Origin of the sequence: Kitasatospora sp. NPDC096147 (assembly GCF_044763225.1) — a bacterium.
GTDB lineage: Bacteria > Actinomycetota > Actinomycetes > Streptomycetales > Streptomycetaceae > Kitasatospora.
In genome coordinates, this window is sequence record NZ_JBIWFX010000002.1 from 1,051,476 (window position 1) to 1,076,841 (window position 25,366).

At 68.2% G+C, this 25,366-nt stretch carries 38 protein-coding genes; 37 read left to right on the top strand and 1 reads right to left on the bottom strand.

Features of this window, described 5'->3' with window-relative positions; translation table 11 throughout:
* Positions 1-66: 66 nt before the first annotated feature.
* From ACIRBX_RS10315 to ACIRBX_RS10330, 4 genes are read left to right on the top strand one after another with little or no spacing between them, the layout of a single operon-like run.
* Positions 67-471, top strand: coding sequence for a DUF2304 domain-containing protein (locus tag ACIRBX_RS10315; RefSeq protein ID WP_402295200.1), 405 nt, complete (start codon positions 67-69; stop codon positions 469-471).
* On the top strand, positions 468-1,274 hold the full coding sequence (locus ACIRBX_RS10320; RefSeq protein WP_402295202.1) for a glycosyltransferase family 2 protein: 807 nt from the start codon (positions 468-470) through the stop codon (positions 1,272-1,274). Before ACIRBX_RS10315 ends, ACIRBX_RS10320 begins: the two co-directional genes overlap by 4 nt.
* A gap of 14 nt (positions 1,275-1,288) precedes the next feature.
* A complete protein-coding gene (locus ACIRBX_RS10325) occupies positions 1,289-2,173 on the top strand; it encodes a glycosyltransferase family 2 protein (protein WP_402295204.1) in 885 nt (294 codons plus the stop codon).
* Positions 2,174-2,198: 25 nt separating this feature from the next.
* Positions 2,199-3,503, top strand: coding sequence for a lipopolysaccharide biosynthesis protein (locus ACIRBX_RS10330; protein ID WP_402295206.1), 1,305 nt, complete (start codon positions 2,199-2,201; stop codon positions 3,501-3,503).
* Positions 3,504-3,551: 48 nt separating this feature from the next.
* Here ACIRBX_RS10330 and ACIRBX_RS10335 read toward each other — a convergent pair whose 3' ends face one another.
* A complete protein-coding gene (locus ACIRBX_RS10335) occupies positions 3,552-4,883 on the bottom strand; it encodes an acyltransferase family protein (RefSeq protein WP_402295208.1) in 1,332 nt (443 codons plus the stop codon).
* A 268-nt stretch (positions 4,884-5,151) separates the two neighbouring features.
* Here ACIRBX_RS10335 and ACIRBX_RS10340 point away from each other — a divergent pair, with 268 nt between their 5' ends.
* The 33 genes from ACIRBX_RS10340 (at position 5,152) to truA (ending at position 25,251) form a co-directional block, all read left to right on the top strand.
* Positions 5,152-6,861, top strand: coding sequence for a hypothetical protein (locus ACIRBX_RS10340; RefSeq protein WP_402295210.1), 1,710 nt, complete (start codon positions 5,152-5,154; stop codon positions 6,859-6,861).
* A gap of 494 nt (positions 6,862-7,355) precedes the next feature.
* The gene (rpsJ, locus tag ACIRBX_RS10345) at positions 7,356-7,664 is read left to right on the top strand and encodes a 30S ribosomal protein S10 (RefSeq protein ID WP_012785157.1); all 309 of its coding nucleotides are present in this window, start codon (positions 7,356-7,358) and stop codon (positions 7,662-7,664) included.
* A gap of 14 nt (positions 7,665-7,678) precedes the next feature.
* Entirely contained in the window at positions 7,679-8,323 is a 645-nt protein-coding gene (gene rplC, locus ACIRBX_RS10350; RefSeq protein WP_345286242.1) for a 50S ribosomal protein L3, read from the top strand.
* A 1-nt stretch (position 8,324) separates the two neighbouring features.
* Complete coding sequence (gene rplD, locus ACIRBX_RS10355; RefSeq protein WP_402295212.1) at positions 8,325-9,002, top strand: 50S ribosomal protein L4; 678 nt, start codon at positions 8,325-8,327, stop codon at positions 9,000-9,002.
* Positions 9,002-9,322 carry a 50S ribosomal protein L23 gene (rplW, locus tag ACIRBX_RS10360; RefSeq protein ID WP_380149358.1) on the top strand — a complete coding sequence of 107 codons (321 nt, stop codon included), beginning with the start codon at positions 9,002-9,004 and terminating at the stop codon, positions 9,320-9,322. Before rplD ends, rplW begins: the two co-directional genes overlap by 1 nt.
* A 37-nt stretch (positions 9,323-9,359) precedes the next feature.
* Positions 9,360-10,196, top strand: a complete 837-nt coding sequence (gene rplB, locus ACIRBX_RS10365; protein WP_402295214.1) for a 50S ribosomal protein L2 — start codon at positions 9,360-9,362, stop codon at positions 10,194-10,196.
* A gap of 11 nt (positions 10,197-10,207) precedes the next feature.
* Positions 10,208-10,489 (top strand): 30S ribosomal protein S19, encoded by a 282-nt coding sequence (gene rpsS / locus ACIRBX_RS10370; RefSeq protein WP_345286236.1) that lies wholly within the window; start codon positions 10,208-10,210, stop codon positions 10,487-10,489.
* A 61-nt stretch (positions 10,490-10,550) separates the two neighbouring features.
* On the top strand, positions 10,551-10,898 hold the full coding sequence (gene rplV, locus ACIRBX_RS10375) for a 50S ribosomal protein L22 (RefSeq protein WP_057231334.1): 348 nt from the start codon (positions 10,551-10,553) through the stop codon (positions 10,896-10,898).
* A complete protein-coding gene (gene rpsC, locus ACIRBX_RS10380; RefSeq protein WP_402295216.1) occupies positions 10,898-11,731 on the top strand; it encodes a 30S ribosomal protein S3 in 834 nt (277 codons plus the stop codon). The genes rplV and rpsC overlap by 1 nt, the downstream gene beginning before the upstream one ends.
* Positions 11,732-11,736: 5 nt before the next feature.
* On the top strand, positions 11,737-12,156 hold the full coding sequence (gene rplP / locus ACIRBX_RS10385; RefSeq protein WP_030232476.1) for a 50S ribosomal protein L16: 420 nt from the start codon (positions 11,737-11,739) through the stop codon (positions 12,154-12,156).
* Positions 12,153-12,377 carry a 50S ribosomal protein L29 gene (gene rpmC, locus ACIRBX_RS10390; RefSeq protein ID WP_345286356.1) on the top strand — a complete coding sequence of 75 codons (225 nt, stop codon included), beginning with the start codon at positions 12,153-12,155 and terminating at the stop codon, positions 12,375-12,377. Before rplP ends, rpmC begins: the two co-directional genes overlap by 4 nt.
* The gene (gene rpsQ / locus ACIRBX_RS10395) at positions 12,377-12,649 is read left to right on the top strand and encodes a 30S ribosomal protein S17 (RefSeq protein ID WP_037605711.1); all 273 of its coding nucleotides are present in this window, start codon (positions 12,377-12,379) and stop codon (positions 12,647-12,649) included. The genes rpmC and rpsQ overlap by 1 nt, the downstream gene beginning before the upstream one ends.
* 99 nt (positions 12,650-12,748) lie before the next feature.
* Positions 12,749-13,120, top strand: a complete 372-nt coding sequence (gene rplN, locus ACIRBX_RS10400; protein ID WP_030300391.1) for a 50S ribosomal protein L14 — start codon at positions 12,749-12,751, stop codon at positions 13,118-13,120.
* A gap of 15 nt (positions 13,121-13,135) precedes the next feature.
* Positions 13,136-13,447, top strand: a complete 312-nt coding sequence (gene rplX, locus ACIRBX_RS10405; RefSeq protein WP_345286354.1) for a 50S ribosomal protein L24 — start codon at positions 13,136-13,138, stop codon at positions 13,445-13,447.
* On the top strand, positions 13,447-14,016 hold the full coding sequence (gene rplE / locus ACIRBX_RS10410) for a 50S ribosomal protein L5 (protein ID WP_396296779.1): 570 nt from the start codon (positions 13,447-13,449) through the stop codon (positions 14,014-14,016). The genes rplX and rplE overlap by 1 nt, the downstream gene beginning before the upstream one ends.
* 4 nt (positions 14,017-14,020) lie before the next feature.
* On the top strand, positions 14,021-14,206 hold the full coding sequence (locus tag ACIRBX_RS10415; protein ID WP_030055830.1) for a type Z 30S ribosomal protein S14: 186 nt from the start codon (positions 14,021-14,023) through the stop codon (positions 14,204-14,206).
* Between the two features lie 268 nt (positions 14,207-14,474).
* Positions 14,475-14,882: a 30S ribosomal protein S8 gene (gene rpsH / locus ACIRBX_RS10420; protein WP_402295218.1), complete on the top strand. Its 408-nt coding sequence runs from the start codon at positions 14,475-14,477 to the stop codon at positions 14,880-14,882.
* Between the two features lie 22 nt (positions 14,883-14,904).
* Positions 14,905-15,444 carry a 50S ribosomal protein L6 gene (rplF, locus tag ACIRBX_RS10425; RefSeq protein WP_402295220.1) on the top strand — a complete coding sequence of 180 codons (540 nt, stop codon included), beginning with the start codon at positions 14,905-14,907 and terminating at the stop codon, positions 15,442-15,444.
* A 3-nt stretch (positions 15,445-15,447) separates the two neighbouring features.
* Positions 15,448-15,831, top strand: coding sequence for a 50S ribosomal protein L18 (rplR, locus tag ACIRBX_RS10430; protein WP_345286219.1), 384 nt, complete (start codon positions 15,448-15,450; stop codon positions 15,829-15,831).
* Positions 15,832-15,879: 48 nt separating this feature from the next.
* Positions 15,880-16,512 carry a 30S ribosomal protein S5 gene (gene rpsE, locus ACIRBX_RS10435; RefSeq protein WP_402295222.1) on the top strand — a complete coding sequence of 211 codons (633 nt, stop codon included), beginning with the start codon at positions 15,880-15,882 and terminating at the stop codon, positions 16,510-16,512.
* A complete protein-coding gene (gene rpmD, locus ACIRBX_RS10440; RefSeq protein WP_014136270.1) occupies positions 16,512-16,694 on the top strand; it encodes a 50S ribosomal protein L30 in 183 nt (60 codons plus the stop codon). Before rpsE ends, rpmD begins: the two co-directional genes overlap by 1 nt.
* A 1-nt stretch (position 16,695) precedes the next feature.
* Complete coding sequence (gene rplO, locus ACIRBX_RS10445) at positions 16,696-17,151, top strand: 50S ribosomal protein L15 (protein WP_402295224.1); 456 nt, start codon at positions 16,696-16,698, stop codon at positions 17,149-17,151.
* Positions 17,152-17,459: 308 nt separating this feature from the next.
* Entirely contained in the window at positions 17,460-18,770 is a 1,311-nt protein-coding gene (gene secY, locus ACIRBX_RS10450; RefSeq protein ID WP_402295226.1) for a preprotein translocase subunit SecY, read from the top strand.
* Positions 18,770-19,423: an adenylate kinase gene (locus tag ACIRBX_RS10455; protein WP_402295228.1), complete on the top strand. Its 654-nt coding sequence runs from the start codon at positions 18,770-18,772 to the stop codon at positions 19,421-19,423. Before secY ends, ACIRBX_RS10455 begins: the two co-directional genes overlap by 1 nt.
* Before the next feature lie 105 nt (positions 19,424-19,528).
* Positions 19,529-20,365, top strand: a complete 837-nt coding sequence (map, locus tag ACIRBX_RS10460; protein ID WP_402295230.1) for a type I methionyl aminopeptidase — start codon at positions 19,529-19,531, stop codon at positions 20,363-20,365.
* Between the two features lie 124 nt (positions 20,366-20,489).
* Positions 20,490-20,912 (top strand): large conductance mechanosensitive channel protein MscL, encoded by a 423-nt coding sequence (gene mscL / locus ACIRBX_RS10465; protein WP_402295232.1) that lies wholly within the window; start codon positions 20,490-20,492, stop codon positions 20,910-20,912.
* 173 nt (positions 20,913-21,085) lie between these two features.
* On the top strand, positions 21,086-21,307 hold the full coding sequence (gene infA, locus ACIRBX_RS10470) for a translation initiation factor IF-1 (RefSeq protein ID WP_003956442.1): 222 nt from the start codon (positions 21,086-21,088) through the stop codon (positions 21,305-21,307).
* A 38-nt stretch (positions 21,308-21,345) separates the two neighbouring features.
* Positions 21,346-21,459 carry a 50S ribosomal protein L36 gene (gene rpmJ, locus ACIRBX_RS10475; protein WP_003956441.1) on the top strand — a complete coding sequence of 38 codons (114 nt, stop codon included), beginning with the start codon at positions 21,346-21,348 and terminating at the stop codon, positions 21,457-21,459.
* 195 nt (positions 21,460-21,654) lie between these two features.
* Positions 21,655-22,035: a 30S ribosomal protein S13 gene (gene rpsM, locus ACIRBX_RS10480; protein WP_345286202.1), complete on the top strand. Its 381-nt coding sequence runs from the start codon at positions 21,655-21,657 to the stop codon at positions 22,033-22,035.
* A 73-nt stretch (positions 22,036-22,108) separates the two neighbouring features.
* Entirely contained in the window at positions 22,109-22,516 is a 408-nt protein-coding gene (gene rpsK / locus ACIRBX_RS10485) for a 30S ribosomal protein S11 (RefSeq protein ID WP_345697565.1), read from the top strand.
* A 127-nt stretch (positions 22,517-22,643) separates the two neighbouring features.
* On the top strand, positions 22,644-23,666 hold the full coding sequence (locus ACIRBX_RS10490; protein WP_030232516.1) for a DNA-directed RNA polymerase subunit alpha: 1,023 nt from the start codon (positions 22,644-22,646) through the stop codon (positions 23,664-23,666).
* A 123-nt stretch (positions 23,667-23,789) separates the two neighbouring features.
* Complete coding sequence (rplQ, locus tag ACIRBX_RS10495) at positions 23,790-24,278, top strand: 50S ribosomal protein L17 (RefSeq protein WP_402295234.1); 489 nt, start codon at positions 23,790-23,792, stop codon at positions 24,276-24,278.
* Positions 24,279-24,354: 76 nt separating this feature from the next.
* The gene (gene truA, locus ACIRBX_RS10500; protein ID WP_402295236.1) at positions 24,355-25,251 is read left to right on the top strand and encodes a tRNA pseudouridine(38-40) synthase TruA; all 897 of its coding nucleotides are present in this window, start codon (positions 24,355-24,357) and stop codon (positions 25,249-25,251) included.
* The last annotated feature ends 115 nt before the right edge of the window (positions 25,252-25,366 follow it).

Below are 25,366 nucleotides of genomic sequence, written 5' to 3' on the forward strand. Positions count from 1 at the left end.
GTCGCGGGGTGCCATATGCTGTCCCCCAATGACGCTGGTCCCCGCGCGCGAAAGGCGCTCCGCGCTGTGCAACTCTCCATCCTGACCTCCATCACCGGTCTGCTGGTGCTGGGGTACATCCTCGAGCTGCTCCGCAGGCAGCAGCTCCGGGAGAAGTACGCTGCGATCTGGCTCGCCATCGGCCTGTTGGTCGCCCCGATCGGGTTCGTCCCCGACATCCTCGACTCCACGGCACGGCGGTTGGGGGTGGCCTCGGGCGCCAGCCTGGTGCTGTTCGCCGGCTTCGTGCTGATCCTCCTGGTGAGCCTGCACCTGAGCTGGGAGACCAGCCGACTGGAGGCGGAGACCAGGACCCTCGCCGAGGACGTCGCACTGATCCGTGCGCACCTCGTCCAGCACGGCGACTACCCCATGGCGGACAGCTCGGCCGAGGCCCGCGCCGACGCCGACAAGGCACAGGTGACCTCATGAGCGGCGAGCGGCGCGTTCTGATCATTCTTCCGGCCTGGAACGAGGAGGACGGCCTTCCCTCCGTCCTGCGCGAGATCCAGGAGCAGCTGCCGTACGTCGACACCCTGGTGGTCGACGACGGCTCCGCCGACAGCACCGCCGCGGTCGCCCGGGCGGCCGGCTCCGCCGTCGCCCAGCTGCCCTTCAACCTCGGGGTCGGCGGCGCGATGCGCCTCGGCTACCGGTACGCGCAGCAGCACGGCTACGACGTGGCCATCCAGGTCGACGCCGACGGCCAGCACGACCCGGCGTACGTCCCGGCCCTGCTGGAGCGCCTCGCCACCGGCGAGGCCGACCTGGTGATCGGCGCCCGCTTCGCCGGCGACGGCAACTACAAGGTGGGCGGCCCGCGCAAGTGGGCGATGAAGCTGCTCTCGGTGGTCCTCTCCCGGATCACCAAGACCAAGCTCACCGACACCACCTCGGGCTTCCGCGCCTGCAACCGGCCGCTGATCGAGTTCTTCGCCCGCTGGTACCCCGTCGAGTACCTCGGCGACACCATCGAGAGCATGGTCGGCGCGGCCCGCTCCGGCTTCACGGTCCGTCAGGTCCCGGTCTCCATGCGGGCCCGGACCACCGGCACTCCCAGCGCCTCGCCGTTCCGCGCGATGGTCTACCTCTCGCGGGCCGGCCTGGTGCTGCTGCTCGCGATGATCCGCCGCATGCCGAAGGAGCTCAAGGAGTTCGCCCCGGGCTCCCGCAGCTACGCGGCCTTCACCCAGCGCGCCGCCGAGCAGCGCCGGCGTGAGCTGACCAAGGCGTAGCGGGAAGAGAGAGCATGTCGCGTTTCGAGATCCTGCTTCCGTACTACGGCGACGTCGCCCTGATGCAGGCCGCTGTCCGCAGCGTGCTGGCCCAGGGCGGCGACGACTGGCGGCTCACCGTGGTGGACGACGGGCGCGAGCCCGGCGTCCCGGAGTGGTTCGAGGGGCTGGCCGACGCCCGGGTCCGGTACTTCCGCAACGAGAAGAACCTCGGCATCACCGGGAACTTCAACCGGTGCGTCGAGCTCGCGGAGTACGAGTACCTGGTGCTCATGGGCTGCGACGACCTGATGCACCCGAACTACCTCCAGGTGGTCCGGGCCACCGCCGACCGGGAGCCCGGTGCGGCGATGATCCAGCCCGGCGTGCTGGTGATCGGCACCGACGGGCAGCCGTACGACACCTTGGTCGACCGGACCAAGCGCAAGCTGTACGCGCCCAAGGGGCCGGGCCAGGCCCTGCTCGGCGGGGAGGAGCTGGCGGCCAGCCTGCTGCGCGGCAACTGGCTGTACTTCCCGTCGATCTGCTGGCGCACCGAGGCCGTCAAGCGCTTCGGCTTCCGCGCCGACCTGGGAGTGATCCAGGACCTGGCCCTGGTGATCGACCTGCTGGTGGCGGGGGAGACCCTGGCCACCACGCCGGAGGTCTGCTTCAGCTACCGCCGGCACGCCGAGAGCGAGTCCTCGGCGAAGGCGTACACCGGCCAGCGCTTCGAAGAGGCCAAGCGCTTCTTCCGGGAGACCGCCGACCGCCTCGACGAGCACGGCTGGCCGAACGCCGCCAAGGTCTCCCGCCTGCACCTCTCCTCCCGCCTGCACGCGTTGACCCTGCTGCCGGGTGCGGTCAAGCACGCCGGCAGCACCGGCGTCAGCGCCATGCTCCGCCACGCCACTCGCTGAGCCGGCGGTCATCGAAAGTTCCCGGATGAACCCGATAGCAAAACTGCTCAAGGCCCTGCCCCCCGGGACCCAACTGGTCGCGGGGGGCACGGTGGTGCTCGGAGCGGCCTCCTACATCCACCTCGCGGTGGCCGGGCACAGCCTGTCCAAGGAGGACATGGCCGGCGTGTCGGTCCTCTGGACCCTGGTGATGTCGGTCGGCATCGGGCTGTTCTTCCCGATCGAGCAGGAGTTGACCCGGATCGTCGCGGCGCGGGTCGTCCGCGGCGAGGGCGTGCTGCCGGTGCTCCGCCGGGCCGCCGTGCTCACCGTGGGCATCCTGGCCGTGGTGCTCGGCCTGCTGGCCGGCTTCGCCCGCCCGATCGCGGACCAGCTGTTCCAGGGCGACCTGCAGCTGGTAGGCGCGCTCGGCGGGGCCTTCGTCGGCATGGCGCTCTGCTACGTCACCCGCGGCATCCTGGCCGGCACCGGCCACTTCAACGCCTACGGCACCCAGCTCGCCATCGACGGCGGCCTGCGGATCCTGCTGGCCTTCGGCTGCGCCGCCGCCGGGCTGCACTCCGCCCTCGCGTTCAGCCTGATCCTCGCGGTGGCGCCGCTGGTGGCGCTGGTCGTCACCCTCCCGGTCACCCTGCGGGCGGCCACTCCGGGCACCCCGATCCGCTACCGCGAGATCGTCGGCGGCCTCGGCATGCTGATCGCCTCCACCTCGCTCGCCCAGGTGGTGGTCAACGCCGCCGTGCTCAGCACCCAGCTGCTCGAGCCCACCCGGACCGACCTGATCGCCGCCCTGCTCAGCGCCCTGGTGCTGGCCCGGGTGCCGCTCTTCGTCTTCGGCTCCCTGCAGGCCTCCCTGCTCTCCGGCCTCGCCACCGCCGTCACCGCCGGGGACCACCGGGGCTTCGTCCGGATGCTCCGCAAGACCTGCCTGGTGGTGCTCGCCCTCGGCGTGGCCGGCGGCGTCCCGGCCGTCCTGCTCGGCCCCTGGCTGATCGAGTTCCTGTTCGGCGCCACCCCCGGCCAGCTCGGCCACCTCGACTTCCTCTGGTACTCGGTGGGCACCACCTGCTACATGCTGGCGATGGTCCTCGGCCAGGCCCAGATGGTCCTGCACCGGCACCGCGCCCAGCTGCTCTGCTGGACCATCGGCACCGCGGCCCTGATCGGCGTCACCCTGCTCCCCGGCGGGATCGCCCTCCGGGTCGGCCTGGCCTACGCGGTCGGCTCGCTGGTGACGGCGGCGACGATGGCCTTCACCCTGCGCAAGGCCGTCCCGGCATCCACCCCGGTGCCGGACGAGCCCCCGCTCCAGACGGCCCACCGTCGCTGACCGGTCCCGGACCGGGCCCCGGCTCCGGACCGGGCCCCGGGGCTCGGCCTACTGGCGGGTGTCCTGCCACTGGTCGGCGGTGGCCTGCTGCGGCCAGTCGTCCCCGGGCCAGGTCGGCTGCGGGCGCTTGGCCGGCCGTACCCAGAACGAGAACCCCGGGTCCGGCAGCGGGGCCTGACGACTGGTGACGAGCACCGGGCCCTCCGGCCCGGTGGCCTTGGTCCGCCAGGGCAGGTGGGGGTAGCTCAGGTTCTTGAGCTTGAGGGCGGGCTTCTCGATCAGGTGCCAGGAGAAGAACGCGGCGACCACCGCCAGGGCGAGCGAGAGCGCGGTGAACACCGCGTAGCCGTGCTGACCCACCTTGAGCAGGGCCAGACCCTGCTGCGCGGGGAAGCCGTAGATGTAGACGCCATAGGAGAGGTCGACCTTGGAGCCGACCCTGGTCAGTGGCCAGGGCATGCGCGCGGCGAGGTAGACCACCAGGTAGGCGAAGGCGGGCAGCCCGAAGACGGTCAGGCCGCCGTAGTGGAAGGTGGCGACGAAGACCACCAGGGCGAGCAGCGCGAGCAGGCCGTTCATCCGGACCCGGTGGCGGTAGAGCTCAGCGAGCGCGCCGAGGCCGAACATGAACGCGAGGATCAGGAACATGTCGGCGTTGACCAGGCCGAGCATCGGCAGGTTCCAGTTGCCCAGGCCGCCCGAGGCGTACTGCGGAGCGCGCAGGCCTGGGAAGTCCACGGCGATCGAGACCAGCCAGGCGTACGCGGCGACCATCGCGAGGAAGACCAGCCAGCGTGCCCGCTGCAGGATGCCGAGGCCGGCCAGCACGGCCACCGCGATGTAGCAGGCGACCTCGTAGGGCAGTGACCAGAGCGCGCCGTTGAAGACTCCCGGGTGGGGGTTGTGGTCGAGGAGGCCGGAGATGCCCAGCTGGCTGGTGGCGAGCGTCCAGTTGGCCTCCAGGTACTCCCACGGGCCGGCCGGGTGCGACCAGAAGGAGTCGAGCCGGCCCTGGTGGTAGGCCACCAGCGGGGCCATCACGAAGGCGGTGAGGGCCAGGCAGACCCAGAAGGCGGGGAAGATCCGGATCGCCCGGTTCCAGCCGTACCTGGCCGGGGTCAGGCGCATTCCACTGCGGGTGATCAGTAGGCCGGAGATGACGAAGAACCCGCAGACGGCGATCCCACCGACGTTGGTCTGGCCCCGGCTCTCGTCGTGCCCGAGATCCGGAAGGCCGAGTCCGAGCGGCATGGAATGGGCACAGATGACCGCCAGCGCCATGGTCAGCCGTAGAATTCCGAATCCGTTCTCACGTCCGAGAACGTCTTCCAGCCGGGGGGCTGCGAACATGGACGGGCGCGTGCCTCGTCTGCGAGACATGAGGAGCTCCTCCGGGGTGGGGTCGTAACACCGACGCCGGTCGCCGTCGGTACGACCCCGCCAGCCATATTTATATGTGATCAGCAGACTAATGTGCTGAGAAGTGGGCTCCAGCACCGGAGCCGCTCACGGTTCAGCGTCGAAACCCTTACGGAAGCGACAAGTCATGACAAAACTGGCCCCCGGGTTGGGATACGACCCGGAGACCACGGGGTCCGCTGCGGAAGATTCGGGCTCCGGCGGGAGCGGGCGTTGGAACCCCCGCTGGGTGGTTCCGCTGGCGCTCCTGGCCGGGTACGTCGCCCAGGTCCTGTTCCGGCTGTCGTTGGTCAGCAAGCAGGACTACCCGGTGGTCAGCCCCGACGAGCAGATGTACCTGGTGATCGCCCGGACGTTGGCGGGCCGGCCGACCACCGAGATCCCGGGCAACGAGGTGATCCCCGGCGGGTACTCGCTGCTGATCTCGCCCGCCCTGCGGATCACCCAGGACCCGGTGTTCGCGTACCACCTGATCATGGGCATCAACGCCCTGATCAGCTGCCTGGTGCTGCCGCTCGCCTACGTGGCGCTGCGCCGCCTGGACGTGCCCCGGCTGCTCTCCTACCTGGCCGCCACGGCCACCGTGATGCTGGCCCCGGTGGTCTTCTACTCGCAGTACGCGATGTCCGACACGGCGCTGCCGGTGCTGGTGCTGGCCTGGCTGATCGGCGTCCACGGCCTGCTCTCGGACGGGACCACCCGGCGCCGGATCTGGTTCGGCCTGTTGGCCGGCGGGTCCGCCGGGTACTGCCTGCTGACCCATGACCGCGGCGGCGTGATCGTCGCGCTGACCGCACTGGTCCTGCTGGTGACGCTCGTCCTCGGCTGGGCACCGCGGATCGCCACCGCCGTCGGCCTGGCGGCGCTCGCGGTGATGGTGCTCGGCAAGAAGGTGATGACCAGCTGGCTGCTGAGCCACATCGACGGCGCGCACCCGAGCCAGGTGGGCAACGCGGTCTTCGACTCGCTGAGCAACCCCGACCTGCTGGACCGGACGCTGATGCGGATGGCCGGGCACATCTGGTACTTCGTCACCTCGACCTGGGGCCTGGCCGCGATGGTCATCGTGGTCTGCGCCTTCGTGGTGCTCCGCTCCCGGTTCTCCCGGGCCGACCGGACCGTCGCCTTCCTGATGGTCTCGTTGATGTGCGGCATCGCCCTCGCGGCGGCGGCCGGCCTGCCGGACGACGGCCGGATCGACACCATCGTGTACGCGCGCTACCTCTCGCTGCTGGTGCCGGTCTACTTCGTGGTCGGCGTCGCGGTGCTGTACCGGGTCCGTTCGTGGAAGCAGCTGCTGCTCGTGACCGGTCTCGCGGCCGGGCTGGTGCTGGCCCTGACCCTCGTGGTCCAGCAGATGGCCGAGGGCCAGTGGAAGAAGTCCTGGTTCATCCTCTGGGGCCTGCCGGACGCCACCTTCCTGTCCAGCCTCGTGACGGACAGGTGGAACTCCTTCCACCTGCTGCAGACCACCGCGGTGGCGCTGGTGGCGTTCGCCGTGGTGGTGCTGATCCGGCTGGTCGGCGGCCGCCGGGTGGTGCTCTCGGTCAGCGCCGCCGTGGTGGCCCTGGCCGGCTTCGCCGCCTTCTCCACGGTGGAGATCACCGACCGCGTCACCAAGCCGAACACCTCCGGGCGGTACGACGACGCGACCGGCTTCCTGAAGACGTCCGGGATCAAGCCGGGTGACCGGGTCGTGCTGGACAACGAGGTCCGCTGGGAGACCCGCACGACGATGGCCTACGAGCAGCTCGACGGCCGGGTCTGGGTCCGGAAGTTGATCCAGGACGACGTGCCGCCGGCGGAGGCGAACGTCGCGGTGCTCGCGCTGTACAACACCGTGGAGCCGGCCACGGCCAGCTGGCGGAACGCGCCGGCCGGCTGGTACATCGACCGGGACGTGCGCGAGGACAACTACGTCATCTGGCGCCGCGGCTGATCGGTCCGGACCGGAACCGACCGGGGTCGGTGTGGCTTCCGCCATACCGGCCCCGATTGGCGTTCGGCCTGCGAGTTGTGACAGGATGTCCAGGTTGCTCGGTTGAGTTGCCGATGCTGCGCGCCTCCCTTCGGGAGGACCGGAAGCGAGTCCCAGGTACTCGTCGTTCCCGTGATGGCCGTTCATATTCCCACGTGCTGTGTGTGGGCGTAGTGGTGTGTAGTCGACACCGCGGCAGCTGCGGGGCGGACGTACGGGAATCTTCCGGGAAGCGCGTGCAGGGCCTCGATCCGGCACCCGGCGGGTGCAAGACCTCGCCGACCCGATGCACTGGCCGAGAAGGTTCGTCCTTCCCGGTTCCTTGTAGGCGACAGGGCGACACGCCCGAGCGCGGGGGTCGGAGAGGGTAACCACCCGGGGGAGCCACCGGACCAGTCACCCGACTGTTTCCGGCTGTGGAAGCGACAGACGACACAAAGGACTACTGAGTAGCCATGGCGGGACAGAAGATCCGCATCCGGCTCAAGGCCTACGACCACGAGGTGATTGACTCCTCGGCGAAGAAGATCGTCGAGACCGTCATTCGCACTGGTGCGCAGGTCGCGGGCCCGGTGCCGCTGCCCACTGAGAAGAACGTTTACTGCGTCATCCGCTCGCCGCACAAGTACAAGGACTCGCGCGAGCACTTCGAGATGCGCACTCACAAGCGTCTGATCGACATCCTCGACCCGACCCCGAAGACCGTTGACTCGCTGATGCGCCTCGACCTTCCGGCCGGCGTCGACATCGAGATCAAGCTCTGAGAGGCGCGACGAAGATGGCAAAGCAGATTAAGGGCATCCTGGGCGAGAAGCTCGGCATGACCCAGGTCTGGGACGAGAACAACCGGATCGTTCCGGTGACCGTCGTCAAGGCCGGGCCCAATGTCGTGACCCAGGTCCACACCGCCGATGGCATCGGCTACGACGCCGTGCAGATCGGCTTCGGCGAGATCGACCCCCGCAAGGTGAACAAGCCCCTCGCGGGTCACTTCGCCAAGGCCGGTGTCACCCCGCGCCGCTTCCTGGTCGAGCTCCGCACCGCGGATGCTTCCGAGTACACCCTCGGCCAGGAGATCACCGCTGAGCTGTTCGAGGCGGGTGTCAAGGTCGACGTGACCGGCACCTCCAAGGGCAAGGGCTTCGCCGGTGTCATGAAGCGTCACAACTTCAAGGGCCTCGGCGCCGGTCACGGCACCCAGCGCAAGCACCGTTCGCCCGGCTCGATCGGTGGCTGCGCCACCCCGGGTCGCGTGTTCAAGGGCATGCGCATGGCGGGTCGGATGGGCCACGAGCGCGTGACCACCCAGAACCTGACCGTGCACGCGGTCGACGCGGAGAAGGGCCTGCTCCTCATCAAGGGTGCGGTCCCGGGCCCGAACGGCGGCCTCGTCCTCGTCCGCACCGCGGCGAAGGGGCTGTGAAATGAGCACCATTGACATCCTGTCGCCGGCTGGCGACAAGGCCGGCAGCCTCGAGCTGCCCGCCGAGATCTTCGACGCCAAGGTCAGCATCCCGCTGATGCACCAGGTCGTCGTGGCGCAGCTCGCTGCCGCCCGTCAGGGCACCCACAAGACCAAGACCCGCGGCGAGGTCCGTGGCGGCGGCAAGAAGCCGTACCGCCAGAAGGGCACCGGCCGCGCCCGTCAGGGCTCGACCCGTGCGCCGCAGTTCGCCGGCGGTGGCGTCGTGCACGGTCCCGTGCCGCGCGACTACTCGCAGCGGACCCCGAAGAAGATGATCGCCGCCGCCCTGCGTGGCGCGCTCACCGACCGGGCCCGCCACAACCGCATCCACGTCATCACCGACGTGGTCGCGGCCGAGGCGCCGTCGACCAAGGCCGCCAAGGGCCTGTTCGGCAAGATCTCCGAGCGCAAGAACGTCCTCCTGGTCGTCGAGCGCGAGGACGAGCTGGGCATCAAGTCCGCTCGCAACCTGCCGAACGTGCACATCCTGGACGCGGGTCAGCTGAACACCTACGACGTGCTCGTCTCCGACGACGTGGTCTTCACCCAGGCCGCCTTCGAGCGTTTCGTGGCCGGTCCGGCCGCGTCCGCCAAGGCCGTGGCTGCTGAGGGCGAGCTCGAAGGGAGCGCCGCCTGATGGCTGCAGAGATCACGAGCAAGACGTTCACGGACCCCCGTGACGTCCTGGTGAAGCCGGTCATCTCGGAGAAGAGCTACTCGCTCCTCGACGAGAACAAGTACACGTTCATCGTGTCGCCGGGGTCCAACAAGACCCAGATCAAGCAGGCCGTCGAGGCGGTCTTCTCGGTCAAGGTCGAGGCTGTCAACACGATCAACCGTCAGGGCAAGCGCAAGCGCTCCAAGACCGGTTTCGGCAAGCGCAAGGACACCAAGCGCGCCATCGTGACGCTGGCCGAGGGCAACCGCATCGACATCTTCGGTGGTCCGACCTCCTGACGGAGGACTCGGATCGTCGTTAAGGACGAGGACGAAAATGGGTATCCGCAAGTACAAGCCGACTACGCCGGGCCGTCGTGGCTCCAGCGTGGCCGACTTCGTCGAGATCACGCGGTCCACGCCGGAGAAGTCGCTGGTTCGCCCGCTGCACAGCAAGGGCGGCCGTAACAACGCCGGTCGTGTCACCGCTCGCCACCAGGGTGGCGGTCACAAGCGCGCCTACCGCGTGATCGACTTCCGTCGTCACGACAAGGACGGCGTGCCGGCCAAGGTCGCTCACATCGAGTACGACCCCAACCGCACCGCGCGCATCGCGCTCCTGCACTACGCGGACGGCGAGAAGCGCTACATCATCGCCCCGCGCGGCATCGCCCAGGGTGACCGGATCGAGAACGGCCCGACGGCCGACATCAAGCCGGGCAACAACCTGCCGCTGCGCAACATCCCGGTCGGTACCACCATCCACGCGGTGGAGCTGCGTCCCGGCGGCGGTGCCAAGCTGGCCCGCTCGGCCGGCTCCGGCATCCAGCTGCTGGCGCGTGAGGGCAAGATGGCGCACCTGCGCATGCCCTCCGGTGAGATCCGCCTGGTCGACGCGCGCTGCCGCGCCACCGTCGGCGAGGTCGGCAACGCCGAGCAGTCGAACATCAACTGGGGCAAGGCCGGCCGTATGCGCTGGAAGGGCGTCCGCCCGACCGTGCGTGGTGTCGCCATGAACCCGATCGACCACCCGCACGGTGGTGGTGAGGGTAAGACCTCCGGTGGTCGCCACCCGGTCTCGCCGTGGGGTAAGCCCGAGGGCCGTACCCGTCGCCCGAACAAGGCGTCGGACAAGCTCATCGTGCGCCGCCGCAAGACCAACAAGAAGCGCTAGGAGCAGGTCAGATGCCGCGCAGTCTCAAGAAGGGCCCCTTCATCGACGGCCACCTTCTCAAGAAGGTGGACGCGCAGAACGAGGCGGGCACCCAGAACGTCATCAAGACCTGGTCCCGCCGCTCCGTGATCGCCCCGAGCATGCTCGGTCACACGATCGCGGTGCACGACGGCCGCAAGCACGTCCCGGTGTTCGTCACCGAGTCGATGGTCGGCCACAAGCTCGGCGAGTTCGCCCCGACGCGCACCTTCAAGGGCCACGTCAAGGACGACCGCAAGTCGAAGCGCCGCTAGTCGCTCCGCGAGCTTCAGCGCCAGCACGACTCAAGTGACTTACTCCATTAAGGGGACAACCATGGAAGCCAGGGCCCAGGCGCGGTACATCCGCGTCACGCCCATGAAGGCCCGCCGCGTGGTGGACCTCATCCGTGGCATGAGTGCCACGGAGGCCCAGGCCGTCCTGCGTTTCGCTCCGCAGGCAGCCACCGTGCCGGTCGGCAAGGTGCTCAACAGCGCCATCGCCAACGCCGCGCACAACTACAACCACTCCAACGTGGACGACCTCGTCATCAGCGAGGCGTACGTTGACGAGGGCCCGACCCTGAAGCGGTTCCGTCCGCGTGCCCAGGGCCGTGCCTACCGGATCCGCAAGCGGACCAGCCACATCACCGTGGTCGTCAGCAGCAAGGAAGGGACCCGGTAATGGGCCAGAAGGTTAACCCGCACGGGTTCCGCCTCGGCATCAGCACGGACTTCAAGTCCCGCTGGTACGCCGACAAGCTGTACAAGGACTACGTCAAGGAAGACGTTGCCATTCGTCGCATGATGACGAAGGGCATGGAGCGCGCCGGCATCTCCAAGGTCGAGATCGAGCGCACCCGCGACCGCGTCCGCGTCGACATCCACACCGCTCGCCCCGGCATCGTCATCGGCCGCCGTGGCACCGAGGCCGACCGCATCCGCGGCGACCTCGAGAAGCTGACCGGCAAGCAGGTCCAGCTGAACATCCTCGAGGTCAAGAACCCCGAGCTGGACGCCCAGCTCGTGGCTCAGGGCGTCGCGGAGCAGCTGTCCTCCCGCGTGTCGTTCCGCCGTGCCATGCGCAAGTCGATGCAGGGCACCATGAAGTCCGGCGCCAAGGGCATCAAGGTCCAGTGCTCCGGTCGTCTCGGCGGCGCCGAGATGAGCCGTTCGGAGTTCTACCGCGAGGGTCGCGTGCCGCTGCACACCCTGCGTGCGAACGTCGACTACGGCTTCTTCGAGGCCAAGACCACCTTCGGCCGCATCGGCGTGAAGGTCTGGATCTACAAGGGCGACGTCAAGAACATCGCCGAGGTCCGCGCTGAGAACGCTGCTGCCCGCTCGGGCAACCGTCCGGCCCGCAACGACGCCCGCCCCGCGCGTGGCGGCGAGCGCGGTGGCCGTGGCGGCGAGCGCGGTGGCGCCCGTGGTGGCCGTCGTCCCGCGAACACCGAGGCTCCGGCCGCGGTGACCGCCGAGGCGCCGGCTGTCGAGAGCACCGGAACGGAGGCCTGACCGACATGCTGATCCCCCGTCGGGTCAAGCACCGCAAGCAGCACCACCCGAAGCGCCGTGGCGCTGCCAAGGGTGGCACCGAGCTGGCGTTCGGCCAGTTCGGCATCCAGGCCGTGACCCCGGCCTACGTGACGAACCGTCAGATCGAGTCCGCTCGTATCGCGATCACCCGTCACATCCGCCGTGGCGGCAAGGTCTGGATCAACATCTACCCGGACCGTCCGCTGACCAAGAAGCCGGCCGAGACCCGCATGGGTTCCGGTAAGGGTTCGCCGGAGTGGTGGATCGCGAACGTGCACCCGGGTCGGGTCATGTTCGAGCTGTCGTACCCGAACGAGAAGGTGGCTCGCGAGGCGCTCACCCGCGCCGCGCACAAGCTGCCGATGAAGTGCCGGATCGTCCGGCGCGAGGACGGTGAGAGCTGATGTCGGCCACGAAGGCTGCAGAGCTTCGCGAGCTGGACAACGAGGCTCTCGTCGCCAAGCTCCGTGAGGCGAAGGAGGAGCTGTTCAACCTCCGCTTCCAGGCGGCGACCGGGCAGCTCGACAACCACGGACGGCTCAAGCTCGTCCGTAAGGACATCGCGCGGATCTACACCCTGATGCGCGAGCGCGAGCTGGGCATCGAGACGGTGGAGAACGCCTGATGACTGAGAACACCAACGAGACGCGCGGCTTCCGCAAGACCCGTGAGGGTCTCGTCGTCAGCGACAAGATGGACAAGACCGTCGTCGTCGCCGTCGAGGACCGTGTCAAGCACGCGCTGTACGGCAAGGTCATCCGCCGTACGAACAAGCTGAAGGCGCACGACGAGGCGAACGCCTGCGGCATCGGCGACCGGGTCCTCCTCATGGAGACCCGCCCGCTGTCCGCGACGAAGCGCTGGCGCGTCGTCGAGATCCTCGAGAAGGCCAAGTAACGAAGCCGATGTGGTACGGCCGTATGTGCCCGGTGTCGCGAGACGACCGGGTGAGCAGCGGCCGGCCCGTCGACCTTCGTTGACGATCAGGAGAAAGCTGTGATCCAGCAGGAGTCGCGACTGCGCGTCGCCGACAACACCGGTGCCAAGGAGATCCTTTGCATCCGTGTTCTCGGTGGCTCCGGTCGCCGCTACGCCGGTATCGGGGACGTCATCGTCGCCACCGTCAAGGACGCGATCCCCGGTGGTTCGGTGAAGAAGGGTGACGTCGTCAAGTGCGTCGTCGTCCGCACCGTCAAGGAGCGTCGTCGTCCGGATGGCTCGTACATCCGCTTCGACGAGAACGCCGCGGTCGTTCTGAAGAACACCGATGGTGACCCCCGTGGCACCCGCATCTTCGGCCCGGTGGGCCGCGAGCTGCGTGACAAGAAGTTCATGAAGATCATCTCGCTGGCGCCGGAGGTGCTCTAACCCATGGCGAACAGCATGAAGATCAAGAAGGGTGACCTGGTTCAGGTCATCACCGGCAAGGACAAGGGCAAGCAGGGCAAGGTCATCCAGGCCATCCCCGCCGAGAACAAGGTCCTGGTCGAGGGTGTGAACCGGGTCAAGAAGCACACCAAGCCGGGTCCGGGCACCCAGGGTGGCATTGTCACCGTCGAGGCTCCCGTTCACGTCTCCAACGTCCAGCTGGTCGTGGAGAAGGACGGCAAGAAGGTCGTCACCCGCGTTGGTTACCGCTTCGACGACGAGGGCAACAAGATCCGCGTTGCCAAGCGAACCGGTGAGGACATCTGATGTCTGAGACGACTGTTGAGAAGGTGGCCCCCCGCCTCAAGGAGCGTTACAACTCCGAGATCAAGGGCCAGCTGCAGGAGCAGTTCAAGTACGAGAACGTCATGCTGATCCCCGGCCTGGTCAAGGTCGTGGTCAACATGGGTGTCGGCGAGGCTGCCCGTGACAGCAAGCTGATCGAGGGCGCGATCCGCGACCTCACCGCCATCACCGGCCAGAAGCCGGCGGTGACGAAGGCCCGTAAGTCCATCGCGCAGTTCAAGCTGCGCGAGGGCCAGCCGATCGGCACCCACGTCACCCTCCGCGGTGACCGCATGTGGGAGTTCGTGGACCGTCTGGTGTCGCTGGCGCTGCCGCGTATCCGTGACTTCCGCGGCCTCTCGCCCAAGCAGTTCGACGGCCGTGGCAACTACACCTTCGGTCTGACCGAGCAGGTCATGTTCCACGAGATCGACCAGGACAAGGTCGACCGTCAGCGCGGTATGGACATCACCGTCGTGACCACCGCTCAGAACGACGACGAGGGCCGGGCGCTCCTGCGCGCTCTGGGCTTCCCGTTCAAGGAGGCGTGAGCCAATGGCGAAGAAGTCCCTCATCGCGAAGTCCGAGCGCAAGCCGAAGTTCGGCGTGCGTGCGTACACCCGCTGCCAGCGCTGCGGCCGTCCGCACTCGGTGTACCGCAAGTTCGGCCTGTGCCGTGTGTGCCTCCGTGAGATGGCGCACCGCGGCGAGCTGCCGGGCGTGACCAAGAGCTCCTGGTAACCCAGGCTCTAGGTTTCCTGCGAATCAGCAGGTGTGCCCGACCCCACGTCCCCCCGTTTTGGGGGAGCCGTACGGGATCCCGTAAGGTAGTGGGGTCGGGCCCCCTGTCGCGGCAGTTCTGTGCTGTCCGTGACCCTCATCTGAGAGGGCTCGCACCCAGTCTTACTAACGTCGCAGGTCCCCTGCGTCTGTGCCCCGTGCGCACTCCTCGAGTGCGCCCGGGGGACCTGGCGCGGAGAAACCACGGCGAGAGAGGCCTGAGGCCATCATGACCATGACCGACCCCATCGCAGACATGCTCACGCGTCTGCGTAACGCGAACTCGGCGTACCACGACACCGTGGCGATGCCGGCCAGCAAGCTCAAGGCGCACGTCGCCGAGATCCTGCAGCAGGAGGGGTACATCTCCTCCTACAAGGTTGACGAGCCGGTTGAGGGCGAGGTCGGCAAGAAGCTGACCATCGAGCTCAAGTTCGGCCCCAACCGTGAGCGCTCCATCGCCGGCATCAAGCGCATCAGCAAGCCGGGTCTGCGCGTTTACGCAAAGTCCACCAACCTGCCGAAGGTCCTCGGCGGCCTGGGCGTGGCGATCATCTCCACGTCCTCGGGTCTCCTCACGGACAAGCAGGCCGCCAAGAAGGGCGTAGGCGGAGAAGTTCTCGCCTACGTCTGGTAATTCGGGAAACGGAGGTACAGCAATGTCTCGCATTGGACGGCTGCCCATCCCGGTTCCCGCCGGCGTGGACGTCACCATCGATGGCCAGGCGGTCTCGGTGAAGGGCCCGAAGGGCTCCCTCACCCACGTCGTCGCCGCGCCGATCGAGATCGGCAAGGGCGAGGACGGCACGCTGCTCGTCACCCGCCCCAACGACGAGCGTCAGTCGAAGGCCCTCCACGGCCTTTCCCGCACGCTGGTGGCGAACATGATCACCGGCGTGACCGCGGGCTACCGCAAGTCGCTCGAGATCAGCGGTGTTGGTTACCGTGTCGCGGCGAAGGGCTCCGACATGGAGTTCCAGCTCGGCTACAGCCACCCGATCCTGGTCCAGGCGCCGGAGGGCATCTCCTTCGTCGTCGAGTCGCCCACCAAGTTCCACGTGGACGGCACCGACAAGCAGAAGGTCGGCGAGGTCGCCGCGAAGATCCGCAAGCTGCGGAAGCCCGACCCGTACAAGGCCAAGGGTGTCAAGTACGCGGGCGAGGTCATCCGCCGCAAGGTCGGAAAGAGTGGTAAGTAAGCCATGACCGTCTCTGTCAAGATCGGCAAGGGCAACGGCTACAAGAACGCCGCCCGCAAGCGCCGCGCGATCCGCGTTCGCAAGCGCGTCGTCGGCACCGAGGTGCGTCCGCGCCTCGTTGTGACGCGCTCGAACCGCCACATGGTCGCCCAGGTCATCGACGACGCCAAGGGTCACACCCTGGCGTCGGCGTCCACCCTCGACGTGTCCATCAAGGGCAACGAGGGCGACAAGACCGAGCTGGCCAAGAAGGTCGGGAGCCTGGTCGCCGAGCGCGCCAAGGCCGCCGGCATCGAGTCGGTCGTCTTCGACCGCGCGGGCAACCGGTACGCCGGCCGCATCGCCGCCCTGGCGGACGCGGCCCGCGAGGCCGGGCTCGACTTCTAAGCCGCTCGTCGACTCTGTCGACGGACGTAAACGAGAGAGGTAATACCAATGGCTGGACCCCAGCGCCGCGAAGGCGGCGCCGGTCGCGGCACCGGTGGCGAGCGGCGCGACCGTAAGCGTGACGAGCGGGGCGGCGCCCCGGTTGTCGAGAAGACCGCTTACGTCGAGCGCGTGGTCGCGATCAACCGTGTCGCCAAGGTTGTCAAGGGTGGTCGTCGTTTCAGCTTCACCGCGCTGGTCGTGGTGGGCGACGGTGACGGCACCGTGGGTGTCGGTTACGGGAAGGCGAAGGAGGTTCCGGCCGCCATCGCCAAGGGTGTTGAGGAGGCCAAGAAGAACTTCTTCAAGGTCCCCCGTATCCAGGGCACCATCCCGCACCCGATCCAGGGTGAGAAGGCCGCCGGCGTCGTGCTCCTGAAGCCGGCGTCCCCCGGTACCGGCGTCATCGCCGGTGGCCCGGTGCGTGCCGTCCTGGAGTGCGCCGGCGTCCACGACATCCTGTCGAAGTCGCTCGGCTCGGACAACGCGATCAACATCGTGCACGCCACCGTTGCCGCTCTGAAGGGCCTCGTGCGCCCCGAGGAGATCGCGGCCCGTCGTGGCCTGCCGCTCGAGGACGTCGCCCCGGCCGCGCTGCTGCGCGCCCGTGCCGCCGGTACCGCTGCGGCGGTGAGCGCCTGATGGCTCGCCTGAAGGTCACGCAGACCAAGTCGTACATCGGCAGCAAGCAGAACCACCGTGACACCCTGCGTTCGCTCGGCCTCAAGCGGCTGAACGACACCGTGGTGAAGGAGGACCGCCCGGAGATCCGCGGCATGGTCCACACCGTTCGTCACCTCGTCACGGTCGAGGAGGTGGACTGAAATGGCAGACAACTCGCCGATCAAGATCCACAACCTGCGCCCGGCCCCCGGTGCCAAGACCGACAAGATCCGCGTCGGTCGTGGTGAGGGTTCCAAGGGTAAGACCGCAGGTCGTGGTACCAAGGGCACCAAGGCCCGCTACCAGGTTCCGCAGCGCTTCGAGGGTGGGCAGATGCCCCTCCACATGCGCCTGCCGAAGCTGAAGGGCTTCAAGAACCCGGCGCACAAGCAGTTCCAGGTCGTGAACCTGGAGAAGCTGGCCGAGCTCTACCCGAACGGTGGCGAGGTCACCGTGGCCGACCTGATCGCGAAGGGCGCCGTTCGCAAGAACGAGCTCGTCAAGGTCCTCGGCCAGGGCGACATCGCGGTCGCGCTGCAGGTGACGGTGGACGCCGTCTCCGGCTCCGCCGCCGAGAAGATCACCGCCGCCGGCGGTTCGGTCACCGAGCTCCTCTGAGCCCGTTGAACGTACGCGGAACCCCGCACCTCCTCCGGGAGGTGCGGGGTTCCGCGCTTTCCCGGCTGATTTTCTGCTGACTTTTGTGTGTCAAAACGGGCATCCCGTCCCCCGTGCGTGGGGGAGGGGTGGTACGCGCTTCTTTCGGGTGGCCGCGCACTGTTAGAGTCCGTGGAGTTCCCTTGTAGGCTGCGGCCGGGCTTGCCCCGCGCCACCCGGTAGGACCGGAGCCCGAAGGGGACCGAATACCCCACACCCATCAGGACCGACCCTTCCGCCGACGACGTGCGGGAGGCGCAGGAGGCACCGTGCTCAGTGCGTTCGCGCGGGCGTTCCAGACGCCCGACCTGCGCAAGAAGCTGCTGTTCACGCTGGGCATCATGGTGCTGTTCCGGCTGGGAGCCCACGTTCCGGTACCGGGCGTCGACTTCGTCGCGGTGAACCAGTGCTTGAAGGACCAGTCCCAGAGCGGCCTGTTCGGTCTGGTCAACCTGTTCAGCGGTGGAGCACTGCTCCAGCTGACCATCTTCGCGCTCGGCATCATGCCGTACATCACTGCCAGCATCATCCTCCAGCTCCTCACCGTCGTGATCCCGCGACTCGAGGCGCTGAAGAAGGAGGGCCAGGCCGGCACCGCGAAGATCACCCAGTACACCCGCTACCTGACCATCGCGCTCGCGGTGCTCCAGGGCACCGGCATCGTCGCGACGGCCTCCAGCGGCGCCCTGTTCTCGGGCTGCTCGCTCGCCACCCAGGTGGTGCCGGACCAGTCGGTGTTCCGGATCGCCACCATGGTGATCACCATGACCGCGGGCACCACCGTGGTCATGTGGCTCGGTGAGCTGATCACCGACCGCGGCATCGGCAACGGCATGTCGATCCTGATCTTCACCTCGATCGCGTCCGGCTTCCCGGGCTCGATGTGGGCGATCAAGCTCTCCGGCAAGATCGGCGGCGGCTGGGTCGAGTTCTTCAGCGTGATCGCGATCGGCGTCGTCGTCGTGATCCTGGTCATCTTCGTCGAGCAGGCGCAGCGCCGGATCCCGGTCCAGTACGCCAAGCGCATGATCGGCCGCCGCGCCTTCGGCGGCACCTCGACCTACATCCCGCTGAAGGTCAACCAGGCCGGTGTCATCCCGGTCATCTTCGCCTCCTCGCTGCTGTACATCCCGGCGCTGGTGGCGCAGTTGACGAACAGCCAGGCCGGCTGGGCCCAGTGGATCAACACCAACTTCGTCCGCGGTGACCACCCGATCTACATGGCCACCTACTTCGTGCTGATCGTGTTCTTCGCGTTCTTCTACGTCGCCATCTCCTTCAACCCCGAAGAAGTTGCCGACAACATGAAGAAGTATGGTGGGTTCATCCCGGGCATCCGGGCCGGCCGACCGACGGCCGAGTACCTTAACTACGTGCTGACCCGTATCACGTGGCCGGGGTCGCTCTACCTGGGCCTGATCGCGTTGATCCCGATGATCGCCCTGGTCGCCTTCAACGCGAACCAAAACTTCCCGTTCGGTGGCACCAGTGTGCTCATCGTCGTCGGTGTCGGACTCGAAACTGTGAAGCAGATCGAGAGCCAGCTCCAGCAGCGTAATTACGAAGGGTTCCTCCGCTGATGCGTATCGTCCTCGTCGGACCTCCCGGGGCCGGGAAGGGTACTCAGGCGCACGTCCTGGCCAAGACCCTGTCCATTCCCCACATCTCCACCGGAGACCTGTTCCGCGCCAACATCAGCCAGGGCACCCCGCTGGGGCTCGAGGCCAAGGCGTACATGGACGCGGGTCGCCTGGTGCCGGATGAGGTCACCATCGGGATGGCCAAGGACCGCATGTCGCAGCCCGACGCGGCCGACGGCTTCCTGCTGGACGGCTTCCCCCGGAACCTCGGCCAGGCCAAGGCCCTGGACGAGATCCTGGTCGAGTTCGGCATCGCCCTCGACGGCGTGCTGGACCTGGAGGTCCCCGAGGACGAGGTCGTCAAGCGGATCGCCGGCCGCCGGCTGTGCCGCAACGACGGCGGCCACGTCTACCACGTGGTCTACAACCCGCCGAAGACCGAGGGCGTCTGCGACGAGTGCGGCGGCGAGCTGTACCAGCGCTCGGACGACACCGAGGAGAAGGTGCGGACCCGGCTGGAGGTCTACCACACGGAGACCGAGCCGATCATCGCCTACTACGAGCAGCAGGGCCTGCTGGTCACCATCTCGGCGCTGGGCAAGGTCGACGAGGTCACCGAGCGCGCCGTCGGCGCGCTGAAGAAGGACGCCTGACGGTTCGCTGACGACGGCCGGGAAGCCCCTCGTGGGCTTCCCGGCCGTCGTCGCGTCGTACCGTAGACGTGAAGCAGCAGGACGGACGGAAGGCGTGGAACCCTGATGGTGGAGATCAAGACCCCCGAGCAGATCGCCAAGATGCGGGTGGCCGGGTTGGTCGTGGCCGAGGCGCTGAAGGCGTGCCGGGAGGCGGTGGCCCCGGGGATCACCACCCAGGAGCTGAACGACATCGCGGACAAGGTGATCACCGGGCACGGTGCCACCTCCAACTTCCGCGCGCACCACGGGGGCCTGTGGTTCCCGGGCGTGATCTGCGCCTCCGTCAACGAGGAGGTCGTGCACGGCATCCCCGGTGAGCGGGTGCTCCAGGAGGGCGACATCATCTCGATCGACTGCGGCGCGATCGTGGACGGCTGGCACGGCGACGCGGCGATCACCGTCGCGGTGGGGGAGACCGCCCCGCAGAACGAGCTGCTCTCCCGGGTGACCGAGGGCTCGATGTGGGCCGGCATCGCCCAGATGAAGAAGGGCAACCGCCTGGTCGACGTGTCCCGGGCGATCGAGGGCTTCGTCCGCCGCCAGCCGCTGCCGCCCAAGGGCAAGTGGGGCATCACCGAGGGGTACGGCGGCCACGGCATCGGCACCGCGATGCACATGGAGCCGCACGTGCTGAACTACGTGGCCGGCCGGGGCAAGGGCCCCAAGCTGATCCCGGGCACCGTGCTGGCGATCGAGCCGATGGTCTCGCTGGGCACCCCGCACACCGCGATCCTGGACGACGAGTGGACCGTGGTGACCACCGACGGCACCTGGGCCTCGCACTGGGAGCACTCGGTGGCCGTCACCGAGCAGGGCCCGCTGGTGCTGACCGCCTTCGACGGCGGCAAGGCCGAGCTGGCGAAGCTCGGCGTGGTGGCCGCGCCCGACCCGCTGGGCTGACCGACCCGCTGGGCTGACCGGCCCGCGCTGAGGCGTCCCGCACACCCACGGCCTGCAGGTTTCGTCCTGCAGGCCGTTTGTCCTATTTTTAGCAGCTGACAACCGCTGAGAAGGGGACGAGCAAGTGCTCAAGGGATTCCGCGACTTCATGATGCGCGGCAACGTGATCGACATGGCCGTCGGTGTGGTCATCGGCTCGGCCTTCACCGCGGTGGTGACCGGCTTCGTGGCCGCCTTCCTCACCCCGCTGGTCGGCGTGGTGGTCGGTGCGGCCGGCGACTTCCGGCAGTACAGCTTCACGCTGCTCGACGTCACCTTCCCGTACGGGCAGTTCCTGAACGTGCTGATCGCGTTCCTGCTGACCGCCGCGGTGCTGTACTTCTGCGTGGTGCTGCCGGTCACCAAGGCGACCGCCCGCTACCTGCCGAAGAAGCCGAAGGCCGCCAAGCGCCCGTGCCCGGAGTGCCTGAGCGAGATCCCGGAAGCCGCCCGCCGGTGCGCGCACTGCACCGCGCACGTCGAGCCGGTCGTGGTCACCAGCCTCTGAGGGCGCGGCCCGGCCGGTTTTGGCGTGGCTGGGCCCGTGGCGTACGATGGACCGTCGGCTCACTCGTAGCGTGCTTCTGCACGCCCTCTACCCACTCGGGCGGGGGTGAACCCAGGTTCGCACGAGCGTGCCGCATACGGTAGCCGTTCCCCGGAAGGTGGATCTCGTAGTTCATGGCAAAGAAGCAAGGCGCCATTGAGATCGAGGGCACCGTGATCGAGTCCCTGCCGAACGCCATGTTCAAGGTGGAGCTGCAGAACGGTCACAAGGTCCTCGCGCACATCAGCGGCAAGATGCGGATGCACTACATCCGCATCCTCCCGGACGACCGGGTTGTCGTGGAGCTCAGCCCTTATGACCTGACTCGAGGCCGGATCGTCTACCGGTACAAGTAAGAAGCATCTGTCAGATCTAGACCCGGAGAACCTGAACCATGAAGGTCAAGCCGAGCGTCAAGAAGATCTGCGACAAGTGCAAGGTGATCCGCCGTCACGGCCGGGTCATGGTGATCTGCGACAACCTGCGCCACAAGCAGCGCCAGGGCTGATCCAGCCTCCGCATTTCTCGTACGTCTTTGCGTGGACACAGCTTCGCGCGACGCGAACAACGTCACGAACGGGCCACCCGATCCTTCCCGTGAGGGAGGGACTGCCGCCCCCGGTGCAGAGGCCGGGGCTCCCACACCGAGAGGTGTCGGAGTAGGTGGCACGTCAGACCTCTGAAAGAACCACAGGAGCCATGAATGGCACGCCTCGCAGGCGTTGATCTCCCCCGTGAGAAGCGGATCGAGATCGCTCTGACCTACGTCTACGGCATCGGCCGCACCCGCGCGCAGCTCGCGCTCGCGGAGACCGGCGTCAACCCGGATGTCCGCGTTCGCGACATCACCGAGGACGACCTGGTCAAGCTGAGCCAGTACATCGACGCGAACTTCGAGGTCGAGGGTGACCTCCGCCGCGCCGTTGCCGCCGACATCCGCCGCAAGGTCGAGATCGGTTGCTACGAGGGTCTGCGTCACCGCCGTGGCCTGCCGGTCCGCGGTCAGCGCACCCACACCAACGCGCGTACCCGCAAGGGCCCGCGTCGCGCGATTGCCGGCAAGAAGAAGCCGGGCAAGAAGTAGTCCGCCCGTCAACCGGACATCCCTCCGGCCCGCGGGTTAGCGGACCGACCACCTCAGTAGGAGATACAGACTTATGCCCCCCAAGGGTCGTCAGGCTGCCGGCGCGAAGAAGATCCGCCGCAAGGAAAAGAAGAACGTCGCTCACGGCCACGCGCACATCAAGAGCACGTTCAACAACACCATCGTTTCGATCACCGACCCGCAGGGCAACGTGATCTCCTGGGCCTCCGCCGGCCACGTCGGCTTCAAGGGCTCGCGCAAGTCCACCCCGTTCGCCGCGCAGATGGCCGCCGAGGCCGCTGCCCGTCGCGCGATGGAGCACGGCATGCGCAAGGTCGACGTCTTCGTGAAGGGCCCGGGCTCCGGCCGCGAGACCGCGATCCGTTCGCTGTCCGCCACCGGCATCGAGGTCGGCTCGATCCAGGACGTCACCCCCACCCCGCACAACGGCTGCCGTCCGCCGAAGCGCCGCCGCGTCTGACGCAGCGCCTTCGGGCAGTCTGGGTTTTCAAACCTCGTACGGGGTCCGGCTTCGTGCCGGACCCCGTACGCTGGTTCTGTTCGGCATCAAATAGTGGGTGCCGAGTCCAACAGGAGGATCTGAAAACATGCTGATCGCTCAGCGTCCCTCGCTGACCGAAGAGGTCGTCGACGAGTTCCGCTCGCGGTTCGTGATCGAGCCGCTGGAGCCGGGCTTCGGTTACACCCTCGGCAACTCGCTCCGCCGCACGCTCCTCTCCTCGATCCCCGGTGCCGCCGTCACCAGCATCCGGGTCGACGGTGTCCTGCACGAGTTCACCACCGTGCCGGGCGTCAAGGAGGACGTCACCGACCTCATCCTCAACATCAAGCAGCTGGTCGTCTCCTCGGAGCACGACGAGCCGGTCGTGATGTACCTGCGCAAGCAGGGTCCGGGTGTGGTCACCGCCGCCGACATCGCGCCCCCGGCCGGTGTCGAGGTGCACAACCCCGAGCTGGTCCTCGCCACGCTGAACGGCAAGGGCAAGCTGGAGATGGAGCTGACCGTCGAGCGCGGTCGCGGCTACGTCTCCGCCGTGCAGAACAAGGCCTCCGGCCAGGAGATCGGCCGCATCCCGGTCGACTCGATCTACAGCCCCGTGCTGAAGGTCACCTACAAGGTCGAGGCCACCCGTGTCGAGCAGCGGACCGACTTCGACAAGCTGATCGTCGACGTCGAGACCAAGCCCGCCATGCGCCCCCGTGACGCCATGGCCTCGGCCGGCAAGACCCTGGTGGAGCTGTTCGGTCTCGCCCGCGAGCTGAACATCGACGCCGAGGGCATCGACATGGGCCCGTCCCCGACGGACGCCGCCCTGGCCGCCGACCTGGCGCTGCCGATCGAGGAGCTGGAGCTCACCGTTCGGTCGTACAACTGCCTCAAGCGCGAGGGCATCCACACCGTGGGTGAGCTCGTCGCCCGCTCCGAGGCCGACCTGCTCGACATCCGCAACTTCGGTGCGAAGTCGATCGACGAGGTCAAGGCGAAGCTGGCCGGCATGGGCCTGGCGCTCAAGGACAGCCCGCCCGGGTTCGACCCGACCGCCGCCGCCGACGCCTTCGGCGCCGACGACCTGGACGACGCGGGTTACGCGGAGACCGAGCAGTACTAAGAGATTTGTGGTGGGGCGGCCCGCTCGGGCCGCCTCGCTTCATGCAAGTCGTGCGGGCAACAGTGCCCGTACGCCCGCACCGGTACCTGATACGGCCGGCGTCGGAGATTCAAGGAGTCACGCATGCCGCGTCCCACGAAGGGTGCCCGCCTCGGCGGCGGCCCGCACCACGAGCCGCTGCTGCTCGCCGGTCTGTGCCGGGAGCTGTTCCAGTACGGCCGCATCACCACGACCGAGGCCAAGGCCCGTCGGATGCGCCCGCTGGCGGAGAAGCTGATCACCAAGGCGAAGAAGGGCGACATCCACAACCGTCGCATCGTCCGCAAGACGATCACCGACGTGTCGGTGCTGCACACCCTCTTCACCGAGATCGCCCCGCGGTACGAGAACCGCCCCGGCGGTTACACCCGCATCACCAAGATCGGCACCCGTCGTGGCGACAACGCCCCGATGGCCGTGATCGAGCTGGTCGAGGCCCTCACCGTCGCGCAGAACGCCGTCGGCGAGGCCGAGGCGGCCACCAAGCGTGCCGTCAAGGAGGCCGACGCCAAGGCCGAGGAGACCGCGGTCGAGGAGACCGAGGCCACCGAGGTCGAGGCCGACAAGGCCTGACACCTTCTCAGGTGACGTCCGGGCCCGCTCCCTTCACCGGGGAGCGGGCCCGTTCCCTTTTCCTAGGAGTACGTACGTGGTGAACGACTGCGCCGAGCAGCCCCCGGTCAAGGACGGCCCGGCGGACGGGTCCGTGCGGATCCGGCTGGACCTCGCCTACCAGGGTGCCGAGTTCTCCGGCTGGGCCCGCCAGCGGGGGCGGCGCACCGTGCAGGAGGAGATCGAGAGCGCGCTGCAGATCGTGACGCGCAGTCAGGAGCCCTTCCCGCTCACGGTGGCCGGGCGGACCGACGCCGGGGTGCACGCCCGTGGCCAGGTCGCGCACGTCGACCTGCCGGTGGAGCTGTGGGCCGAGCACGGCGACAAGCTGCTGCGGCGGCTGGCCGGGCGGCTGCCGGCCGACGTCCGGATCTACCGGGTCTCGGAGGCGCCGAGCGGCTTCGACGCGCGGTTCGCCGCGGTCTGGCGGCGGTACGCGTACCGGGTGGCCGACCACCCGGGCGGGGTGGACCCGCTGCTGCGGGGGCACGTGCTCTGGCACGACCGGCCGCTGGACGTGGAGAAGATGAACGAGGCGGCCCGGCTGCTGCTGGGGGAGCACGACTTCGCCGCGTACTGCAAGAAGCGGGAGGGCGCCACCACCATCCGGACGCTGCTGGAGCTGCACTGGGACCGGGTGCCGGTGGACTCCTACGCCGCGCAGGAGGGCTCGCTGGCGGTGGCCACCGTGCGGGCGGACGCGTTCTGCCACAACATGGTGCGCTCGCTGGTCGGGGCGATGCTGCTGGTCGGCGACGGGCACCGGCCGGTGGGGTTCCCCGGCGAGGTGCTCGCGGGGCGGGTGCGGAACTCGGCGGTCAACGTGGTCCGGCCGTACGGGCTGACGCTGGAGGAGGTCGGCTACCCGGCCGACGACCAGCTCGCGGAGCGGAACCGGTTGGCCCGCAGGATGCGGACCCTCCCCGGCACCTGACGCCCCGCAGGGGCGCGGGGACCTGCGCGAGTACGGAAGGCGGACCGGCGTGAGGTCGGGGCAGGCGAGCCGGTCGCACCTGCTGCCCTTCCCCTGCGCGCGGTTCCCCGCGCCC